The 18785-nt window shown below is 43.0% G+C and carries 17 protein-coding genes and 1 riboswitch; of the genes, 4 read left to right on the top strand and 13 right to left on the bottom strand.

What is annotated here, in order from left to right; translation table 11 throughout:
• Nucleotides 1-18: 18 nt before the first annotated feature.
• On the bottom strand, nt 19-1962 hold the full coding sequence (acs, locus tag F957_RS19150) for an acetate--CoA ligase (RefSeq protein WP_016542654.1): 1944 nt from the start codon (nt 1960-1962) through the stop codon (nt 19-21).
• Between the two features lie 339 nt (nt 1963-2301).
• Here acs and F957_RS19155 point away from each other — a divergent pair, with 339 nt between their 5' ends.
• Together F957_RS19155 and F957_RS19160 are read left to right on the top strand one after the other, a co-directional pair.
• A complete protein-coding gene (locus F957_RS19155; protein WP_016542653.1) occupies nt 2302-2865 on the top strand; it encodes a DUF805 domain-containing protein in 564 nt (187 codons plus the stop codon).
• 130 nt (nt 2866-2995) lie between these two features.
• Nucleotides 2996-3976 (top strand): mechanosensitive ion channel family protein, encoded by a 981-nt coding sequence (locus tag F957_RS19160; RefSeq protein WP_016542652.1) that lies wholly within the window; start codon nt 2996-2998, stop codon nt 3974-3976.
• On the opposite strand, the gene F957_RS19165 is transcribed toward F957_RS19160, so the two are convergent.
• The 5 genes from F957_RS19165 to prfB form a co-directional block, all read right to left on the bottom strand.
• Nucleotides 3956-4666 (bottom strand): 16S rRNA (uracil(1498)-N(3))-methyltransferase, encoded by a 711-nt coding sequence (locus F957_RS19165; protein WP_016542651.1) that lies wholly within the window; start codon nt 4664-4666, stop codon nt 3956-3958. The two genes, F957_RS19160 and F957_RS19165, sit on opposite strands and share 21 nt — an antisense overlap.
• The gene (locus F957_RS19170; RefSeq protein ID WP_016542650.1) at nt 4663-5982 is read right to left on the bottom strand and encodes a 3-deoxy-D-manno-octulosonic acid transferase; all 1320 of its coding nucleotides are present in this window, start codon (nt 5980-5982) and stop codon (nt 4663-4665) included. Before F957_RS19170 ends, F957_RS19165 begins: the two co-directional genes overlap by 4 nt.
• A 110-nt stretch (nt 5983-6092) precedes the next feature.
• A complete protein-coding gene (locus F957_RS19175; protein ID WP_016542649.1) occupies nt 6093-7157 on the bottom strand; it encodes an alkene reductase in 1065 nt (354 codons plus the stop codon).
• Between the two features lie 27 nt (nt 7158-7184).
• Nucleotides 7185-7487, bottom strand: a complete 303-nt coding sequence (locus F957_RS19180) for an ArsR/SmtB family transcription factor (protein ID WP_010590065.1) — start codon at nt 7485-7487, stop codon at nt 7185-7187.
• A gap of 162 nt (nt 7488-7649) precedes the next feature.
• Nucleotides 7650-8745 (bottom strand): peptide chain release factor 2 gene (gene prfB, locus F957_RS19185; protein WP_141669894.1). Its coding sequence is split into 2 segments (ribosomal slippage): nt 7650-8672 and nt 8674-8745, totalling 1095 coding nucleotides; the frame shifts between segments, so codons are not numbered across the junction.
• Nucleotides 8746-9157: 412 nt separating this feature from the next.
• On the opposite strand from prfB, the gene F957_RS19190 reads away from it, so the two are divergent.
• Nucleotides 9158-9970, top strand: coding sequence for a putative porin (locus tag F957_RS19190; RefSeq protein ID WP_016542648.1), 813 nt, complete (start codon nt 9158-9160; stop codon nt 9968-9970).
• 222 nt (nt 9971-10192) lie between these two features.
• Nucleotides 10193-11050 (top strand): putative porin, encoded by an 858-nt coding sequence (locus F957_RS19195; RefSeq protein ID WP_016542647.1) that lies wholly within the window; start codon nt 10193-10195, stop codon nt 11048-11050.
• Nucleotides 11051-11099: 49 nt separating this feature from the next.
• Here the strand turns inward: F957_RS19195 and recJ are convergent, their stop codons facing one another.
• From recJ to F957_RS19230, 7 genes are all read right to left on the bottom strand, one after another.
• Nucleotides 11100-12800 (bottom strand): single-stranded-DNA-specific exonuclease RecJ, encoded by a 1701-nt coding sequence (gene recJ / locus F957_RS19200; protein ID WP_016542646.1) that lies wholly within the window; start codon nt 12798-12800, stop codon nt 11100-11102.
• Nucleotides 12801-13451 (bottom strand): pyridoxamine 5'-phosphate oxidase, encoded by a 651-nt coding sequence (pdxH, locus tag F957_RS19205; protein ID WP_016542645.1) that lies wholly within the window; start codon nt 13449-13451, stop codon nt 12801-12803. It lies immediately after the preceding gene.
• 12 nt (nt 13452-13463) lie between these two features.
• A complete protein-coding gene (glmM, locus tag F957_RS19210; RefSeq protein ID WP_016542644.1) occupies nt 13464-14801 on the bottom strand; it encodes a phosphoglucosamine mutase in 1338 nt (445 codons plus the stop codon).
• A gap of 128 nt (nt 14802-14929) precedes the next feature.
• A complete protein-coding gene (guaB, locus tag F957_RS19215; RefSeq protein WP_016542643.1) occupies nt 14930-16396 on the bottom strand; it encodes an IMP dehydrogenase in 1467 nt (488 codons plus the stop codon).
• 267 nt (nt 16397-16663) lie between these two features.
• Nucleotides 16664-17470, bottom strand: a complete 807-nt coding sequence (locus F957_RS19220; protein ID WP_016542642.1) for an oxygen-binding di-iron domain-containing protein — start codon at nt 17468-17470, stop codon at nt 16664-16666.
• Nucleotides 17471-17632: 162 nt separating this feature from the next.
• The gene (locus F957_RS19225) at nt 17633-18208 is read right to left on the bottom strand and encodes a TMEM165/GDT1 family protein (protein WP_016542641.1); all 576 of its coding nucleotides are present in this window, start codon (nt 18206-18208) and stop codon (nt 17633-17635) included.
• An 82-nt stretch (nt 18209-18290) separates the two neighbouring features.
• Nucleotides 18291-18432, bottom strand: a riboswitch (yybP-ykoY riboswitch).
• A gap of 34 nt (nt 18433-18466) precedes the next feature.
• Nucleotides 18467-18754, bottom strand: a complete 288-nt coding sequence (locus F957_RS19230; RefSeq protein WP_016542640.1) for a hypothetical protein — start codon at nt 18752-18754, stop codon at nt 18467-18469.
• Nucleotides 18755-18785: the final 31 nt, after the last annotated feature.

Below are 18785 nucleotides of genomic sequence, written 5' to 3'. Positions count from 1 at the left end.
TTCACATTTGCATCGGGTTTATCGGTTTGGATAAACCGTGGCAATCAAATGTTCAACCACAGCAGGTTCAGCCAACGTTGAGGTATCCCCCAAAGTATCCAATTCATTTGCCGCGATCTTTCTTAGGATACGGCGCATGATTTTACCTGAACGGGTTTTGGGTAATGCAGGCGCCCAATGCAGTGCATCTGGGGTGGCCACAGGCCCAAGCACTTTACGCACCCAATTGACCAATTCCTTACGTAGCTCCTCAGACTCAGCCACATCAGCTTGTAAAGTGACAAAAGTACAAATGCCTTGACCCTTAATCTCATGCGGCATGCCGACCACCGCAGCCTCAGCCACGGCCTCATGTGCCACCAATGCACTCTCAATTTCAGCCGTCCCTAGACGATGACCAGATACATTGAGTACATCATCGACACGTCCAGTAATCCAGTAATAGCCATCTGCATCTCGGCGTGCGCCATCACCAGTGAAATAACTGCCTTTAAAGGTCGAGAAATAGGCTTCAATAAAGCGTTCTGGATCGCCCCAAATGGTTCGCATTTGACCTGGCCATGAATCTTTAATCACCAGATTACCTTCGGTTGCACCTTCAAGCTCATTGCCCTCGGCATCGACCAAGGCGGGTTGTACCCCGAAAAATGGACGTGTCGCGGAACCTGGTTTTAAGGCGGTTGCACCCGGCAATGGGGAAATTAAAATACCGCCAGTTTCAGTTTGCCACCATGTATCGACAATTGGACAGCGACCTTCACCCACCACTTCGTGATACCAGTTCCATGCCTCTGGGTTGATCGGTTCACCGACCGAGCCAAGTAGGCGTAAACTACTGCGATCACTTTCACGCACATAGGCATCGCCTTCACGCATCATGGCACGAATCGCAGTCGGCGCCGTATATAGAATGGTAATGTTGTGCTTATCAATTACATGACCGATACGTGCCCAAGTTGGGTATTGTGGAATCCCTTCAAACATCACGGTGGTGGTGGCATTACTCAGTGGCCCGTAAAGTAAATAACTATGCCCTGTAATCCAACCTACATCGGCGGTACACCAATACACATCATCTTCGCGTAGATCAAAGACTTCTCTAAAGGTGGTATTCACATAGACCAGATAACCACCTGTGGTATGCAATACACCTTTCGGTTTACCTGTTGAACCAGAAGTGTACAGAATGAAGAGCGGATCTTCTGCTTTCATTGGTTCTGGTGGACAGTGCTCATCCACTTCCATGATGGCAAGGTGATACCAAATATCACGCTCAGCATTGAACTGAATCGGATTACCTGTACGATGCACCACAATGACATTTTGGACACTATCCGTCCCATTAATTGCTAAAGCAGCATCTACATTTTCTTTTAATGGAAGCAGCTTGCCGCCACGCATGCCCGCATCCGCGGTAATGACCAATTTTGCTTGACTGTCTTCAATACGACTGGCCAATGAGTCTGGCGAGAAGCCACCAAACACCACACAATGCACTGCACCGATGCGTGCGCAGGCCAGCATCGCTATTGCGGCTTCAGGCACCATTGGCATATACAGCACCACTCGATCCCCTTTGCGAATACCCTGTTTTTTAAGTACGTTGGCAAAGCGGCATACTTCATCATGCAGTTCGACAAAAGAAATGATCTTATGTCGTGATGGATGATCACCTTCCCAGATAATCGCAGGCTTTAAAGGATTATCTTTAAGATGACGATCTAAGCAGTTGGCAGAAACATTCAGCTCACCATCTGCAAACCATTCAATTTTGAAATTATCTTGCTGGAAACTGGTATTCTTGACCTGTGTGAATGGTTTGATCCATTCAATCTTGCCGGCTTCCTCTGCCCAAAATGCTTCAGGTTGCTCAATCGAATGCTGGTAACGTTTGAAATAGTCTGCTTCAGAGATTCTGGCCGTTTCTTTGAATTTATCAGGCACTGGGTAGATTTCTTTCATAGCTCACTTCCTTGGTTTTTTATCTCATACCTTAGATGTTCTCATCTATTGCTCGGGTATGTTTTGTTCTCTCTCGCAGTATGGGCACCATTTACAAGCGCAAACAATGCGGCTTTGGTCGTAGAAATGTCAGGACGATGCTATTGCAACTTTTTAGCTGACATGCTCAACTAAAATAACAAAGCCTGTTGTTTTACCACGCACTTACTTTCAAAAATTTACTCAAAATAATTTAAATTTGAACTGCTTGTCTATGCTTTTTGTTCTTAAAATAAGTGATTATTTTGATCATTGCTAAAAGCTTAAAAGATTTAATAATCAAAAAAATAGGAATGCTCTATGTTTGATCCTGCAACAACTGTGCAAGTACAGCCCCGTAGTGACCATCCGCTCTCTCCAAGCGGTCGTTTCAATCGCCTCAGTTATTTAGGTTGGTATGGTTTACTCAGCTTGGCCTGTCTGGCTGCATTTATCTTGATCTTTGCCTTCGCGGGTATTTTTGCAAGCAGCAATATTGATGATGCCATATTCAGCGCCTTTTCAGGCATGTCAGTCTTTGCCATGATTGCAGTATGGTTGGGTGCCTTTTATTTACAAATCGTGTTTTTGATTCGTCGTCTACATGACTTAAATAAAACCGGCTGGCTCTGTTTGCTGTTATTGGTACCTGTGATTCAGTTGCTATTTACTCTATATGTTTTATTGGCACCAGGTACCCCTCATCGCAATGATTATGGCGATCTTCGCCCTTCACGGGCATGGGAAAAATTACTGGCGTGGCTGATGATTTTGATCACCTTACTGATGATGTCAGGGATCTTCATTTTTGCTTATTATTTTGCGAGCCCAGACCTTTGGGAAACCCCAACACAACTGATTGAAAATACCACCGGTTATTTCTAATCCAATCGCCTCTGTCGAATGATTTGATCATGAGCGGAAGCAAATATTGAATTTCACATGCGTATTAGGCATAAATTCATTATGATTGCTCCCCTCATTTACTCCTCCTTTGCGAAATAGAGATCTTGCTGTGGCAAACGAACAAACAACATTGACTGAAGTGGCGAAAGATACGGGTGCGCTGATTCATCAAGCAAGCGCCAAGACCACTGAAACAGTATTGGCGCATACCGAAAAATATCATGATGCCTATACCACCATTGATAAAATCATGGACAGCTTTTGGGAGCGCATTCCCTATATCGGGATTGCGATTACTGTTTTCATTATCTTTTGGCTGCTCACCAAGTTGTTTAAACTCTTTATTCGCAAGACGTTAGAAAATCGCAGCTATACCCGCCAAAATTTAGTCCTAGTACTCAATCGTGTCGGTAGTACTTTTATTATCTTCTTTGGCTTCTTGATTGCGTTGGTGATTGCCATTCCGGGCTTTACCCCAAGTCAATTGATTGGTGCTTTGGGAATTGGTTCGGTTGCAATTGGTTTTGCCTTCAAAGATATCTTCCAGAACTTATTGTCAGGGATTTTGATTCTGATCAGCGAACCGTTCCGCATCGGCGATGATATTGTGGTAAATGGTTTAGAAGGCAATGTGGAGGATATTCAAATCCGTGCGACTTTCCTACGTTCGCCTGATGGCCGTCGTATCGTAATTCCCAATGCCACGGTGTACACCAGTGCCGTCACCGTCAATAATGCCTATCAACGTCGTCGCTGTGAATTTGTAGTCGGTATTGGCTATGAAGATGACATGCAAAAAGCCAAGAAGATTATTCTAGATATCCTGGATCGTAATCTGAATGTGCTGAGTCAACCAGGCTTCTCGGTCAATGTCACTGCGCTGGCAGATTTCTCAATTAATTTAACGGTACGCTGGTGGGTCAATACCACAGAAACCAGTACCTCAGCCTCTATCAGTGAAATTCAAGAATTGGTGGTGACTGCTTTTGACGAGAAAGGCATTTCAATTCCTTATCCAGTACAAGAAGTCAAAGTCTACCGTGGTGATCAATCTGAGCAGGCGGATAATTCAGACAAACAAGCGCCCTAAAATATTCGATACGGCTGTTTCAGTTCGCAAAATTCGGTTGCCTAAGCTCATCGCTTGGCAGCCGTTTTTGATGAGTAGATCGACCTCATAGGGAATAAATCCTCCTTCTGGACCAATGATCACACTACAGCGATGTTGAATCGCATACGGCATTGGCTGCTCAGCATAGGGATGCGCCACATAAGCAGGCTGTTCCGCAACAATCAATGTCGGTAAAACATCTTCAACAAAAGGTTTAAAGCGTTTATACAGCTGGATTTCGGGTGCTAGGGTATCGCCCGCCTGCTCCAAGCCCAAAGTCACATAATCATTCAGTTGCTGTAAAAACGGTGTTTGCCAATAGCTCTTATCCACGCGATAACTATGAATCAGGCTAATCCGTTCCACGCCCAAAGTCACCGCATCCATAATGATACGACGTAATACTTTAGGACGTGGCAAGGCCAGAATTAGATGCACGGGAAGCTTTGCAGGAACAACTTCTGTTTGAATTGGGCGAACCGTAATACCATGTTCGCTGATACAAACAACCTCCGTAAGGTAGCGCTGACCTGCACGAACCCCAACTTTCAGGGTATCACCAACATTGAGCTGTAAGTGCTGAGCTAAATGCTGCAATTGTCTAGCTTGGTTAATCTGCCATGCATCGATTGAGTGACATTGTTCGGTTTCAAGTAAAACAATATTCATGATAATGCTGTTTGCTGTAAATAGTGATCAAGGCACTGAATGTGCTGCTGTAACGAGCCTTTATTTGCCTGTAACACCTGCTCAGCCTGTCGAACCAATTGCTGAGTCTGTGCATTATCCCCTAGGCAGGCTAATAACTGCTGCCCCACCTGTGCTGCATCCTCTCCAATCAAAATGCCTTGTTGCGCCACAAACTCATCCACAATCGTTTGAAAATTGAAATAACGTGGACCAATGACGGTTGGCACATTCAAGACCATCGGTTCTAAAATATTATGCCCGCCACCTGGCTCATTCAATGAACCACCAACAAAACAAGCTTGGCTCAAAGCATACCAGAGCCACATTTCCCCCATACTATCAGCCAGAAATACTTGAGTATCTGCTTGAATGGATTGTTGCAAACTACGCCGTTGGGTTTTTAAATTTAAACCCTGACAAACTTGGTACACCTCATCAAAACGTTCTGGATGACGCGGCACCACAATACACAGCAACGCTGGATTTGAATTTAAATGCGGCTGCAATTGTTTGAGTAAACTTTGTTCTTCGGGTGCATGCGTACTGGCTAAAGTGATGATCTGACGATTCGCCAATTGCCACTCTTGTTTGAGTTGCTGTGCTTGCATGACAAAATGCTCTGGTGCAGCAATATCAAATTTAATATTGCCAACCACCTGACTTTTGACTGGATCAAGACCTAGATCGACATAGCGTTGTTGCGTTGCCACATCTTGGGCCAGTAGCCAAGTCAACTGTTGCAGCATCGGTTGAGTTAAACGACGAACCTTGCCATAACCTTTGGCCGATTTTTCGGAAAGGCGTGCATTCAATAAAATACAGGGAATCTGTTGCTGCTGTGCTTCGGCAATTAAATTGGGCCAGATCTCCGTTTCAACCAATGCCAATAACCGAGGTTGATACAGATTAAAAAAACGTTTTAATAATGCTTTTTGATCAACAGGCAAATATACCGCCTGAAATAAATCGAGATAAGGGGCTTTTAAAAACAGGGATTTTGCCCGAGCTTGCCCCGTCTTGGTGGTATTGGTCACTAAAACGGGATGACCTAATTTTAAATAATGTTCAATCAGAGGCTGTGCCGCGTTGGTTTCGCCAACAGAAACAGCATGAAACCAAATTGCCCCTAAATTTTTAGCAGGCTGAAACGGCCCAAAACGCTCGATACATTCCTGCTGAAACAGCGCATCACTTTCTGCCCGTTGTTTGATTTTCCAACGGTATAAGGGCTTGATAACAGCCAATAGAACGTTATACCAAAACGGTGTTTGCTGTGCTGCTGTGTTCTGCGCCATCCGAGACCATAATTGACAATGTGATTCCCGCTCATTATGCGGAATTTAAAACAAAAACTCATGCAATTTTGGTAAATCACATGAGTCATTTTTTAAAGTTTTAAAGCAGATTAAGCTTCTAACTGTTCAAAGGCTGGATAATCAGTATAACCCTCAGCGCCGTCACCATATAGCGTTTGTGGCTGAAGTGGATTTAAAGGCAAATCGTGTTGTAAACGTTCAAATAAATCAGGGTTCGCGATATATTGTTTACCAAATGAGACTGCATCGGCTTGGCCTGTCGCCAGAATACGTTTCGCAGAATCCGCAGTTAAACCTTCATTGGCAATCCACACCCCTTTAAATTTAGGACGGAGTTTTGGCAATACACTATCTTCAGCTTCATACTCGCGTGTGAAAATAAAACCAATATTGCGTTGATTCAATTGCTCAACCACATAACCAAAAGTTGCCAATGGATTTTCATCACCCATATCATGGGAATCACCACGCGGTGCAAGATGCACACCGACTCGACCAGCACCCCACACCTCGATAAATGTATCTACAACTTGGAGCAATAAACGCGCACGGTTTTCAATTGCACCGCCATATTCATCATTTCGCTGGTTAGTTGTGCTTTGTAGAAATTGGTCAATCAGATAACCATTGGCTGCGTGCAATTCCACACCATCAAACCCAGCGGCTTTGGCCTGTTCAGCAGCATTTCTATATTGCGCGACAATTTCTTGAATTTCTTCATGGGATAAAGCACGTGGTGTCACAAAAGGACGCTTTGGACGAAGTAAGCTCACTTCACCGGCAGGTTGAATCGCACTCGGTGCCACAGGTGTATCACCATCCAATAAGTCTGGATGTGAAATACGACCGACATGCCACAGCTGAACCACAATTTTTGAGCCTTGTGCGTGCACGGCTTCAACAATTTTATGCCATGCCTGTGCTTGTTCTTGCGACCACAAACCTGGTGTATTGGCATAACCCGCTGCTTTTGGGCTAATCACGGTTGCTTCAGTAATAATTAAGCCCGCATTGGCACGTTGTTGATAATATTCCACCATCAAATCGTTTGGAATACGCTGTGCACCACTACGTGCTCTCGTTAAAGGAGCTAAAACCAAGCGGTTTTTAATCGTGAAATCACCTACTTGCAAAGTAGAATTTAGTTCAGCCATGATCGCCTCAACTTACACTTCTTCGATTTAAAGTGCTTGTTTTAAATGTTCGATATATTGCTGAATCAAAGCTTCATTGCGCGTGAAATAAGACCACTGTCCATATTTCTCAACCTTAATCAAACCTGCCTGTTGCAATACAGACAAATGATTCGACATGGTCGATTGTGCAACTTTTCCTAAACGTTCGATGTGCCCTGCACATACACCCCGTTCAAAACTACCACCACATTGCTCAACGGGTAGAAATTGCTCAGGCTCTTTTAGCCATTGCAAAATCTGTCGACGTAATGGATTGGCTAAGGCTTTGCTTATAACATCAATATCCATAGACTCACCACGTTTCTCAAGCGGCAACGCTTTGTTCAGCACCTGAAACCAGTATATCGAAGTTTTTAAATATTAATATCCATTTTTTTCGATATTAATATCATATTTTTTCGATTAACCAGCCGATGCTGAACGAGATTGCCGTTTTAATTGGATTAAAACTTATAAACCTTGTTTCAAACTTGCTTCGATGAACTTATCTAAATCACCATCTAACACCGCTTTGGTATTGGAATTTTCCACACCAGTACGCAAGTCTTTAATGCGTGAGTCATCGAGAACATATGAACGAATTTGACTGCCCCAACCGATATCGGACTTCGAGTCTTCTAAGGCTTGAGCAGCTTCATTACGTTTGCTCATCTCTAATTCATAGAGTTTGGCACGTAATTGCTTCCACGCATGGTCACGGTTAGCATGTTGTGAGCGTTGGTTCTGACAAGCCACTACAATCCCTGTCGGTGCGTGAGTTAAACGTACTGCAGAATCGGTTTTGTTAATGTGCTGACCACCCGCACCCGAAGCACGGTAAGTATCGGTACGAACATCGGATGGATTGATATCAATCTCGATATTGTCATCAATCTCAGGGGAGATAAATACCGCAGAGAATGAAGTATGACGGTTGTTATTACTGTCAAATGGTGACTTACGGACTAAACGATGTACGCCACTTTCAGTACGCAACCAACCATAAGCAAACTCACCATCAACACGGATGGTTGCTGATTTAATTCCAGCCACATCACCGTCTGACACTTCCATCAATTCAGCTTTAAAGCCATGACGTTCGATCCAGCGCAAATACATACGCAATAACATCGATGCCCAATCCTGTGCTTCTGTACCACCTGAACCTGATTGAATTTCAAGGAAGCATGGATTTGGATCCATTGGATTACTAAACATACGGCGGAATTCAAGATTACCTAGCGCCTCTTCAGCACTATCCAACTCGGCCTGAACATCCAATAATAAACTTTCATCATCTGCTTCAACCGCAAGGTCAAGCATGGCTTTGGCATCATCTAACTGTTCAGCAAGACGATCAAACACACCAATCGTATTTTCTAAGCTGCCCTTTTCTTTGGCGATGGTTTGAGCACGGTTTTGATCATTCCAAATCGCTGGGTCTTCTAATTCTCTTAAAACTTCTTCTAAACGCTCAACCTTTAGATCGTAGTCAAAGATACCCCCGTAGTGTTTGGCTACGATCAGATAAATCTTTCAATTGAATTAAATACGGATTAATTTCCACGCGTCTGTTCTCACACTATTTTTTCACTTAATCCGTTATTTTAACATAACTGTTTTAGTCGACACAGCCATGTCATTTTTAATACTTTTATTTATTAAAATAAAAAATTATAAATAAATTTATTTTATCTTTGAAATATTTCTAAGCCCTGATTTTGCTCGGCCCATTGTGTGAAAATTCGACTAAATATACTAAAACACACAATTCCTCCTAAATTTTAATAAATCAAAACAATGAATTTTTAATGATAAATATCAATAATTTAAAATATAATTATTACAAGTTAATTACATTTGTACAGTTCGATTACCTTATCAAGATTGACGCTCGCGAAAATTGCTCTAGACTCAAGTTGTAACAAAACATGTATCAATGTTTAACACTTGGTTTAAATCTTAATGAGGAAACAACCATGAAAAAATTAGCAATTGCATCAGCACTTTTATCTGCAATCGCAGTAACAGGAACTGCTCATGCTTATCAAGCTGAGGTAGGTGGTTCTTATACCTATAAAGACCAAGATCGTTTTGGTGACAGTGATCGTTTCAGCGTAGATGGGAAATATTACTTCAACCCAGTGCAAACACGTAATGCACCGCTTGCTGAAGCAGCTTTCCTTGACCGTGCGAGCAACGTAAAAGCACAGTACGCTTATGAAAAAGATGATGCATTCAAAAACAATCAATATGGTGCAGGTATTGAGTACTTTGTTCCTAACAGCGACTTCTATTTAAGCGGTAATATTGGCCGTGAAGAAATCAAACCAAATTCTAAATATGCAACTGATGAAGACAAATTAAAAATCAACCATTATTCAGCTGAAGTGGGTTACTTACCAGCACCAGGTTTATTGGTTGCTGCGGGTGCAAAAACGGTTGACGTGAAAGACGGCGACCGTGAAACCAGCCCGACGCTTCGTGCCAAATATGTCACTCAAGTTGGTCAAAATGACGTGAACTTAGAAGCTTATACTGCTTTTGGTGACAACAAAGAAGTGAAATTAAAAGGTGATTACTTCATCGACAAAACTTTAAGTGTTGGTGTTGATTATCAAAAACTTAAGTATGACGACACAATCGTTAACTCAAATGAATGGGGTATTTCTGCGAAGAAATTCTTCAATCAACAAGTGAGCTTGGAAGGTCGTGTAGGTTTCGGTAACGATAAATCATATATCGATAATGACTACACCTCTTTCGGTCTTCGTGGTGCATACCGCTTCTAAGACCTGAACAGAAGCATATAAGCTAAAAAACGCCCTGAATCATTCAGGGCGTTTTTTATTGCTTTAAATAGTGCTCTTATCCACTTTTAATCCCTACTCTCCCTTTCTTCCCTTATAAGTTTTTCAACTGCTGTCTGCATTTAGCAATTGACGCTTATCCATTTTTGAATACACTACTCAATGCAACAAAATATGTATTATTTTTAATCGGGGGAAATTCTAATGAAAAAATTAAATCTTCTTGCAACACTTGTGAGTGCTTGCTTTGCAGTCAATGCCCATGCTTATCAAACCGAAGTTAACGGTGCATATGAACATATCAATATGGATGATGGTAAAGGTAACAGTGCTGTCATCACGGGTAAATATTATTTTAACCCTGTGCAAACCCGTAATGCGCCTTTGGCAGAAGCTGCTTTCTTAGATAAAGCATCGAATATCGGTGGTGGCTATGCCTATAGCAAACTCAAAGATGACCAAGATTTTGGTGACTTACAATTCAACATTATCGGATTTCAAGGTGAATTTTATGTTCCTAATTCACAATTCTATCTTTCTGGGGCCTTGCACCGTACCAATATCAAAGCAACAATTAATGGTCTAGGTTCTGATTCTGAAAATGGCGATGGCTATAGTCTTGAAGCTGGTTTCTTGCCCATCAATGGATTGCTCCTTGCAGTCGGTGTTGCCGATTTATCTGATAGCCTAAATCCAGTGCAAATTGCTCAATATGGCTTTACCAATACCCTTTCAAATGCTGCAATCGTGTCTGGTGAGAATGACGATACTGCTGTTTCTTTACGCGCGAAGTATGTTTCACAAATTGGGGGTTACTATACCAACTTTGAAGCACTCAGTTATATTGGTGATGAAACAACTTATCGTTTAGGTGCCGATCTTTATCTTGATCCAACCCTCAGTGTTGGTATCTCATTTGCAGATTCTACTGCGGATGATTCAGACAGTGTTTTCAGTCTTCGCGCACAAAAATTCTTTACCCCACAATTTGCTTTAGGTGTCGGTTATACCACAACAGATGGCGCTGACTCTTACGGCCTTAACGGTACTGTCCGCTTCTAATCAATCGCATATTAACAGTAAAAAAATCCGCTCATCAGAGCGGATTTTTTTATTGTTTTAAATAGGCAATTTGCAGTTGTAGACTAGTGCTGCCATTAAAGATATTGCGCTCCAAGGTATACACTAAATCCACATAACCCAGCATTGGATTAAATTCAAAACGATCCATGGCATTAAATGCAATCGCATCAATGGCATGTGACCCAACCGCCAACTTGAGTTTTAAATGTTGCTCCTTGAGCCAACGATAATCAATGACTTTAAAGCGTCCTTCAAATTGAGGTAAAGGAAACTTTTGTCCCCAAGGTCCAAGCTGCTCAATCCAATCCAAGGTTCCTAAATGCAAATCTGACTCATGTAATTCCCCATCAGTCCATAAAGTCGCCGTAAATAAATCATCATCCATCTCAGCAATAGCGTGGGTGAAAGCAGCTTTGAATGCATCAAAATGTTCTTTCTTCAACGTCAGGCCCGCTGCTGCTGCATGGCCGCCAAAATGACTAACCAAATGCGGATTTTGCTCAGCAACTTGCTCAATGGTATCGCGAATATGAATACCATCGATTGAGCGTGCTGAACCTTTAATATGGATACCATCTTCATCGGGTGCAAATACCAGACTTGGACGATGGAATTGCTCTTTTAAGCGCCCAGCCACAATACCAATCACACCTTGATGCCATTGTTCATCAAACATCACCAGTGCAGCAGGTAAATGCTCTGTTTCTAACTGAATATGTTGCAGTGCACTCAGTGCTTGTTGCTTCATTTCAGTTTCAACTTGACGGCGTTCAATATTGAGCTGATTCAATTGCTGCGCAATTGGATAAGCTGTTTGCATATCGGCAGCGAGTAGACACTCAATCCCAATCCGCATACTTTCCATACGACCTGCGGCATTAATACGAGGACCGACGACAAAACCTAAATCCTGCGCGCGCAAGCTCGCAGCATCACGACCCGCGATATCCAATAACGCCAAAATGCCTGCACGACATTGATGTTGCTGAATCCGCTTTAACCCAGCATCAATCAAAATCCGATTGTTATAGTCTAGACTTGCGACATCGGCATAGGTTCCCAAAGCCACTAGATCTAGATACTGGGTGACTTTGCTACTGCTTTTAGCTTGCTGGCTGCGGTAACTCGCCAATTTTGCCAGTACATAAAAGGCAACGCCTACCCCCGCCAGTGCTTTACTGGGAAAGTCACAATCTAGCTGATTCGGATTAACCACAGCCTCAGCACTCGGTGTCGGCTTAGTGGTTAAGTGGTGATCGGTAATAATCACCTGCATCCCCAGTGCCTGTGCCGTTTCCACACCGGCATGGCTGGAAATCCCGTTATCGACTGTGATCAAAAGATCAGGCTGATAACTGTGCTTGGCTAATTCAGCAATTGCCGGCGTGAGTCCATACCCATACTTAAAACGATCAGGCACCAGATACTCAACGCTAGCCCCCATATCTTGCAGGACAAGAACCATTAAAGCGGTACTGGTCGCCCCATCGGCATCATAGTCCCCGACAATCACGATCTGTTTTTGCTGATCAATGGCTTGATCGATCAACGCAACTGCCTCTGCTAAGCCTTTAAGCTCAGGGGAAAGCAAATGCTTGAGTTTGAGTTCCAGCTCTTGCTCAGACTGCACACCACGTCTTGCTAAAATTTCGGCAATAAACGCAGGCACGCCCTGAAACTGTTCAGGGCGCGTCAGTAAAGGTCTTTGTTGAATTTGAATCTGGGTCATTTATGGCATCAAGCGTTGTATAGTCCAAAGACCATTTTGTTTTTCATAACTTAAACGGTCGTGTAAGCGATTTGGTCGCCCTTGCCAAAACTCATAGTAATCGGCTTCTAAGCGATATCCACCCCAAAATTCAGGCTTATCCAACACATCTTGAACTTGGCTTTGCAGCGCTTGAAAACGTTGTTGCAATAACTCACGGCTTTCAATCACCCCACTTTGCGGGGTACTGATATGTGCAGCAATCTGACTATCACGTGGACGTTTATGGTAGTAATCCGTCGATTCTTGTTCAGAAATCTTAACAACTTTGCCACCAATACGGATCTGACGCTCTAGACTTGGCCAGTAAAATAGCAGTTCAGCATAAGGGTTTTCTGCCAAGTCCAACCCTTTTTGACTGTCATAATTGGTATAGAAATCATAACCCGCTGCTGTCGCGCCACGTAATAATACGGTACGCACATGCGGGCGACCTTGCTGATTTGCTGTCGCCAACGACATGGCATAAGGCTCATGCAAATGTGCTGCAAGGGCATGATTGAACCAATTCAGAAATTGCGCATGCGGTTCAGCACTGATCTGAGCTTCATGTAATTCACCTTGCTCATAGCTCAAACGTAATTCGCTGAGGTCTTTAATGACATCACTCATGATGGCCCTCCCTTAAGCAGCTTGAGCTTGAGCGCGTACTGCATCGGCCAAATGATTGGCCAAAGCCTCAACTTCTTGCTGCTGATCACCTTCCACCATGACACGAATCACAGGTTCCGTACCTGATTTACGAATCAATAAACGGCCTCGACCTTTTAGTTGCTGTTCCGCTTTCTCAAATTCTGCAACCAAGGCAGGAATCGAATAAGGGTCAATCATGTGTTGCAGGCGAACATTGACCAACACTTGCGGGAATAACACAAAACCGTCCACTAACTCATGTAAGGCTTTGCCTTGTTCAACCATCACCGTTAACACTTGCAGAGCTGCGATAATGGCATCTCCTGTCGTACTCTTATCCAAAGTCAAAATATGGCCTGAAGGCTCACCACCTGTCACCCAATTCTTTTCTTCCAGGGCTTGTAATACATAGCGGTCACCCACTTTGGCACGGACAAAGCCAACCTCAGCTTTTTGCAAAGCCAACTCAAGCGCCATATTACTCATGACCGTACCTACAACGCCCTCTGGCTTATGTTTTGCCTGAGTTGCAAGGATATACAAGATATGGTCACCATCAATCAATTGACCATTTTTATCCACCATCACCACACGGTCAGCATCACCATCGAAGGCAATACCCACATCGGCTTGATGTTCCAATACCGCTTTCTGTAATTGTTCTGGATGAGTTGAACCGCAGTTTTCGTTGATATTTAAACCATCTGGCTCGTTAAACAGTGGAATAACTTTAGCACCGAGCTCACGGAACACTGACGGACCTACGCTATAGGCTGCTCCATTGGCACAATCCACTACGATTTTTAAATTACGTAAGTCAAAATGGTACGGGAAAGTTGATTTACAAAATTCGATATAACGACCATTGGCATCCTTAACACGCACACTCTTTCCTAGATTTGCGGTGTCCTCAATCAGTAACTCTTTTTCCAGTTCCTGATTGATTTGGTCTTGTAGAGAGTCTGGTAATTTTTTACCTTCGCTGGAAAAGAACTTAATGCCATTATCAAAATATGGGTTATGCGATGCAGAAATCACAATCCCAGCATGCGCATGTAGCGCGCGGGTAAGGTGCGCAATCGCAGGAGTGGGTAGTGGCCCCAATAAATGCACATATACACCTGCCGCATTCAAGCCTGCTTGTAACGCAGCTTCTAAAATATAGCCCGATAAGCGCGTGTCTTTCCCCAGCACCACAATCGGTTTATTTTTAGGGCTATTTCTTTTTAATACTTTTCCTGCGGCAAAGCCTAATTTTAGTGCGAACTCAGGAGTAATTGGCAGTTGTCCAAATTTACCGCGAATTCCATCAGTACCAAAATAACTCATCTTCTACTCACTTTCTTATCTTTTATATGGTCTGTAACCATATCTTTCTTCATCTACTTCACTTTACACCAAAACAAAAAAAACCGTCAGTGGCCTGACGGTTTTTCAATCAGCAAAATTACCAAAAATCAACCAACTCGATAGTTTGGTGCTTCCTTAGTAATAGTGACGTCATGAACATGTGATTCCGACATACCTGCTGAAGTAATTTTCACAAATTTTGCATTTTGACGAAGATCTTCAATCACCGATGAACCGGTATAACCCATTGATGAGCGTAGACCACCCATCATTTGGTGAACGATATTCCCCATTGGTCCTTTATATGGAACTCGACCTTCGATGCCTTCTGGGACTAACTTTTCAGCACCCGCTTTAGCATCTTGGAAATAACGGTCTGCAGAACCAGATACACCCGCCATTGCACCCAATGAACCCATGCCACGGTATGCTTTGTAGTAACGACCTTGGAAGAATTCAACTTCGCCTGGTGCTTCTTCAGTTCCAGCAAGAAGTGAACCCACCATAATCGTGCTCGCACCTGCGCCAATCGCTTTCGCCATATCGCCAGAGAAACGAATACCACCATCTGCAATCAAAGGAATTTGATCTTTTAGTGCATTGGCAACACTATCAATTGCCGAAATTTGCGGCATACCAATACCAGCCACGATACGTGTGGTACAAATCGAACCAGGGCCGATACCGACTTTCACGGCATCTGCACCCGCATCAAGCAATGCCAATGCTGCATCACCAGTCGCAATGTTGCCACCAATCACTTGCACTTGTGGGTAGTTGGCTTTGACCCAACGTACACGTTCGATTACGCCAGCAGAATGACCATGTGCGGTATCGACCACAATCGCATCAACACCAGCATCGACCAAAGCTTCCACGCGACTTGGTGTTTCAGCACCAGTACCCACTGCAGCACCAACACGTAAACGACCAAGGTCATCTTTACAGCTGTTTGGATAACTTTCAGCTTTACGGAAATCAGTCACCGTAATTAAGCCTTTCAGTTCATGGTTTTCACCAACAACCAATACTTTTTCAATACGGTGTTTTTGCAATAATGCTTGGATATTTTCTTTAGACTCGCCTTCACGTACAGTCACAAGACGATCTTGACCTGTCATGATGTTACTTACAGGCTGTTCAAGATTGGTTTCAAAGCGTGTATCACGACCTGTCACGATTCCAACCACTTTGCCGTCTTTCACAACAGGTACGCCACTAATATTATTGGCCTGAGTGATTGCAATCAATTCACGAACTGTTGTTTCAGGGGTGACCGTAATTGGATCTTTCACCATACCTGCTTCAAATTTTTTCACACGACGGACTTCAGCGGCTTGCGCTGCGATATCCATATTTTTGTGCAAAATACCAATACCACCGTTTTGCGCCATCGCAATTGCCATACGTGACTCAGTCACCGTATCCATTGCAGCAGAAACGAGAGGGATATTAAGTTGAATTCCGCGAGTTAAACGTGTCTTTAAGGAGACATCTTTTGGGAGAACAGTTGAGTAGGCAGGAAGTAATAAGACATCATCGAAGGTTAACGCTTCTTGAACGATGGTCAGCATAACAATCTCACTGGTAATTTCCGTGAGCTATTATAAACAAATTTCGATGTGATTTTCATTTTCTATGATGAAAATAATTTGAATCGACACTTGAATGACTTTTCACCTAATCGGTTTTCGTCTTGAACCTTAAAACCACAGTCCGTATCTTGGCGCTTCAATATTAGAATTTTCAACAACCTACATTGCAAATTCTAAAACTGACTAGTGGGATAACGACTTTGCTATTCCACCAGCCATAAAACATTATATTTCACTGATCATTGCTTAACTCATTTCAGCTGGCAAACTAAAGACATATTCATTCATTAAGTCCACACCACATTCTAAGGTTTCAATCCAATCTAAGAATTGATTGATCATCTCCTTACCAATAAAAGCGGTCCCATGTTGCGGTACAATCATTTCCAAATCCATTTGCCGCACCATATTCACCCATAAACAAATCACTTTATTGGAACACATATAGCGCTGGTGAAAGCCTTTCATCTTTTTAATATGGGCGTCAAAATCAGTAATCGGCTGGCTAGCATCCTCAACAATGGAAGCCCCCATATCTCCTGAAAACAGAATTTTGGCAGTTGGATCATAAAACTGGAAATTCCCCACCGAATGTAGGAAATGTGCAGGGACAGCCACAATCGCAGACTCGCCCAAAGGAATAATCTGTCCCGTATCCGATAACTCGATCAAGCGCTCTTCCCAATTCCCTTTCATGCGATCACTCATAAAGGCTGAATTTAAATGAGGTAAAAAGCGCGCCCATAGCTTAGAGGCTACCACTTTGGCATCGGTATACACCAACCAACGCGGCATTGAGGTAATAATGTCAGGGTCTTGATGTGAAGCCATCACATAGTCCAAATTTTTTAATTTGGTATAGCGATTGAGCTCCATGGTTAAAGGCACATAGGTGAGGTCGCCACCTGGATCTAGAACCGCTGCACGCTCATGATCAATAATTAAAAATTGATTGGCCTGAATGCCTTCCCCTTTAACCAAACTGGTAAAACTAATGCATTTATGTGTGCCATTATCAAACAGTATTTGCGATGTTGTCCGCTCAAAACTCATAACTACCCCAGAAAAATTCTTTAAATATGAAATATTTTTAATTCCATAATAAAATAATGGGATTTAGTTCATGTTTCAATCAGATATTGGATTTTTATCCTAATTTATCAGAAAAAACCCATCTCTATTGGATGGGTCTGGATGATCTTAAATTCAAACCATTTAGAAGAAATAATGCTGCGCTAGAGTTGAAACACCGACAATCAAGAAAATCGCAGCACCAATTTTGTGAATCAATGAAATCGGTAATTTATCTGCCAACTTATTACCAATAAATACCGCGGGGGCATTGGCAAGCATCATCCCGAATGTGGTGCCCAGCATCACCCAGAACACACTGTCGAAGCGCGCTGCTAAGGCCACTGTTGCAATCTGGGTTTTATCGCCAATTTCAGCCAAGAAAAACAGGATGAAGGTTGCACCAAATACCCCAAACTTCTGCCATTTATTGATATTTTCAGTTTCATCACCTAGTTCATCTGGTATCAGCATCCAGATTGCCATGCCAATAAAACCAAGTGCCAGAATCCATAATAAAATTTCAGGACTGAGTACAGTGGTAATCCATTGTCCCAATACAGCAGAAATACCATGGTTAATTGTGGTGGCCAGTAAGATGGCTATTAAAATCGGAATCGGTTTACGGAATCGTGCAGCCAGTAACAGGGCAAGCAATTGCGTTTTATCACCCATTTCAGCAATGGCAACAATTGAAGTGGAGATGAGGAATTCATACATAGTGAATGCTCTGGCTAGCAAAATATACCGATGACCTACCGCTCCTGCTAGCCAAAATCAAATAGATTGATGCAGAGTGGTAAATCAAAGGTCTTGCCAACAAAAGCACAGCTGAGAAGCTGTTCTTGGTTCTTTGCTATGATGACCATGTTCGGTTGAACAATTATGTTGATCATCACCTCTTTACTTTGCGTAAAGAGCGGCTACTCCCCAATGAAGTGAATCCATTCTAGCAAACAATAAAATGCTTTTGAATGCTTATGCCCAAAATTTTTGGTAACTCCACAGCAACACCCGTAAAAGACCAAGCAAAAAAGCCAAATAGGCACTTAGCCCCAAAAAACCAAAGCTGCCCCAACCACTCGCTCCGCCCACATCTTGTGCTTGAAACTCCATTGCCATCACAACGGTCGCAAGCAACACTTCAAGCCCCATGACCACATACATCACCCAATCCCATGGAAAATGTAAGAAGCTGACCCACAAGCCCATCGCTACAAAAACAATCAGCAACAAAGGCAGCATCACCCGATAAATCACCAACATCCCCGCTCCCTCTAGCAATGAAAATGTATTC

The sequence above is a fragment of the Acinetobacter gyllenbergii CIP 110306 = MTCC 11365 genome, assembly GCF_000413855.1.
Taxonomy (GTDB): domain Bacteria; phylum Pseudomonadota; class Gammaproteobacteria; order Pseudomonadales; family Moraxellaceae; genus Acinetobacter; species Acinetobacter gyllenbergii.
This window is presented reverse-complemented; position numbering and strand designations above follow the sequence as displayed.

Coding starts and splice junctions, on each gene's coding strand:
- acs (WP_016542654.1), bottom strand. CDS start 1,962: ATGAAAGAAATCTACCCAGTGCCTGATAAATTCAAAGAAACGGCCAGA.
- F957_RS19155 (WP_016542653.1), top strand. CDS start 2,302: ATGTTTGATCCTGCAACAACTGTGCAAGTACAGCCCCGTAGTGACCAT.
- F957_RS19165 (WP_016542651.1), bottom strand. CDS start 4,666: ATGAATATTGTTTTACTTGAAACCGAACAATGTCACTCAATCGATGCA.
- F957_RS19170 (WP_016542650.1), bottom strand. CDS start 5,982: ATGGCGCAGAACACAGCAGCACAGCAAACACCGTTTTGGTATAACGTT.
- F957_RS19175 (WP_016542649.1), bottom strand. CDS start 7,157: ATGGCTGAACTAAATTCTACTTTGCAAGTAGGTGATTTCACGATTAAA.
- F957_RS19180 (WP_010590065.1), bottom strand. CDS start 7,487: ATGGATATTGATGTTATAAGCAAAGCCTTAGCCAATCCATTACGTCGA.
- F957_RS19190 (WP_016542648.1), top strand. CDS start 9,158: ATGAAAAAATTAGCAATTGCATCAGCACTTTTATCTGCAATCGCAGTA.
- F957_RS19195 (WP_016542647.1), top strand. CDS start 10,193: ATGAAAAAATTAAATCTTCTTGCAACACTTGTGAGTGCTTGCTTTGCA.
- recJ (WP_016542646.1), bottom strand. CDS start 12,800: ATGACCCAGATTCAAATTCAACAAAGACCTTTACTGACGCGCCCTGAA.
- pdxH (WP_016542645.1), bottom strand. CDS start 13,451: ATGAGTGATGTCATTAAAGACCTCAGCGAATTACGTTTGAGCTATGAG.
- glmM (WP_016542644.1), bottom strand. CDS start 14,801: ATGAGTTATTTTGGTACTGATGGAATTCGCGGTAAATTTGGACAACTG.
- guaB (WP_016542643.1), bottom strand. CDS start 16,396: ATGCTGACCATCGTTCAAGAAGCGTTAACCTTCGATGATGTCTTATTA.
- F957_RS19220 (WP_016542642.1), bottom strand. CDS start 17,470: ATGAGTTTTGAGCGGACAACATCGCAAATACTGTTTGATAATGGCACA.
- F957_RS19225 (WP_016542641.1), bottom strand. CDS start 18,208: ATGTATGAATTCCTCATCTCCACTTCAATTGTTGCCATTGCTGAAATG.
- F957_RS19230 (WP_016542640.1), bottom strand. CDS start 18,754: ATGTTGGTGATTTATCGGGTGATGCTGCCTTTGTTGCTGATTGTTTTT.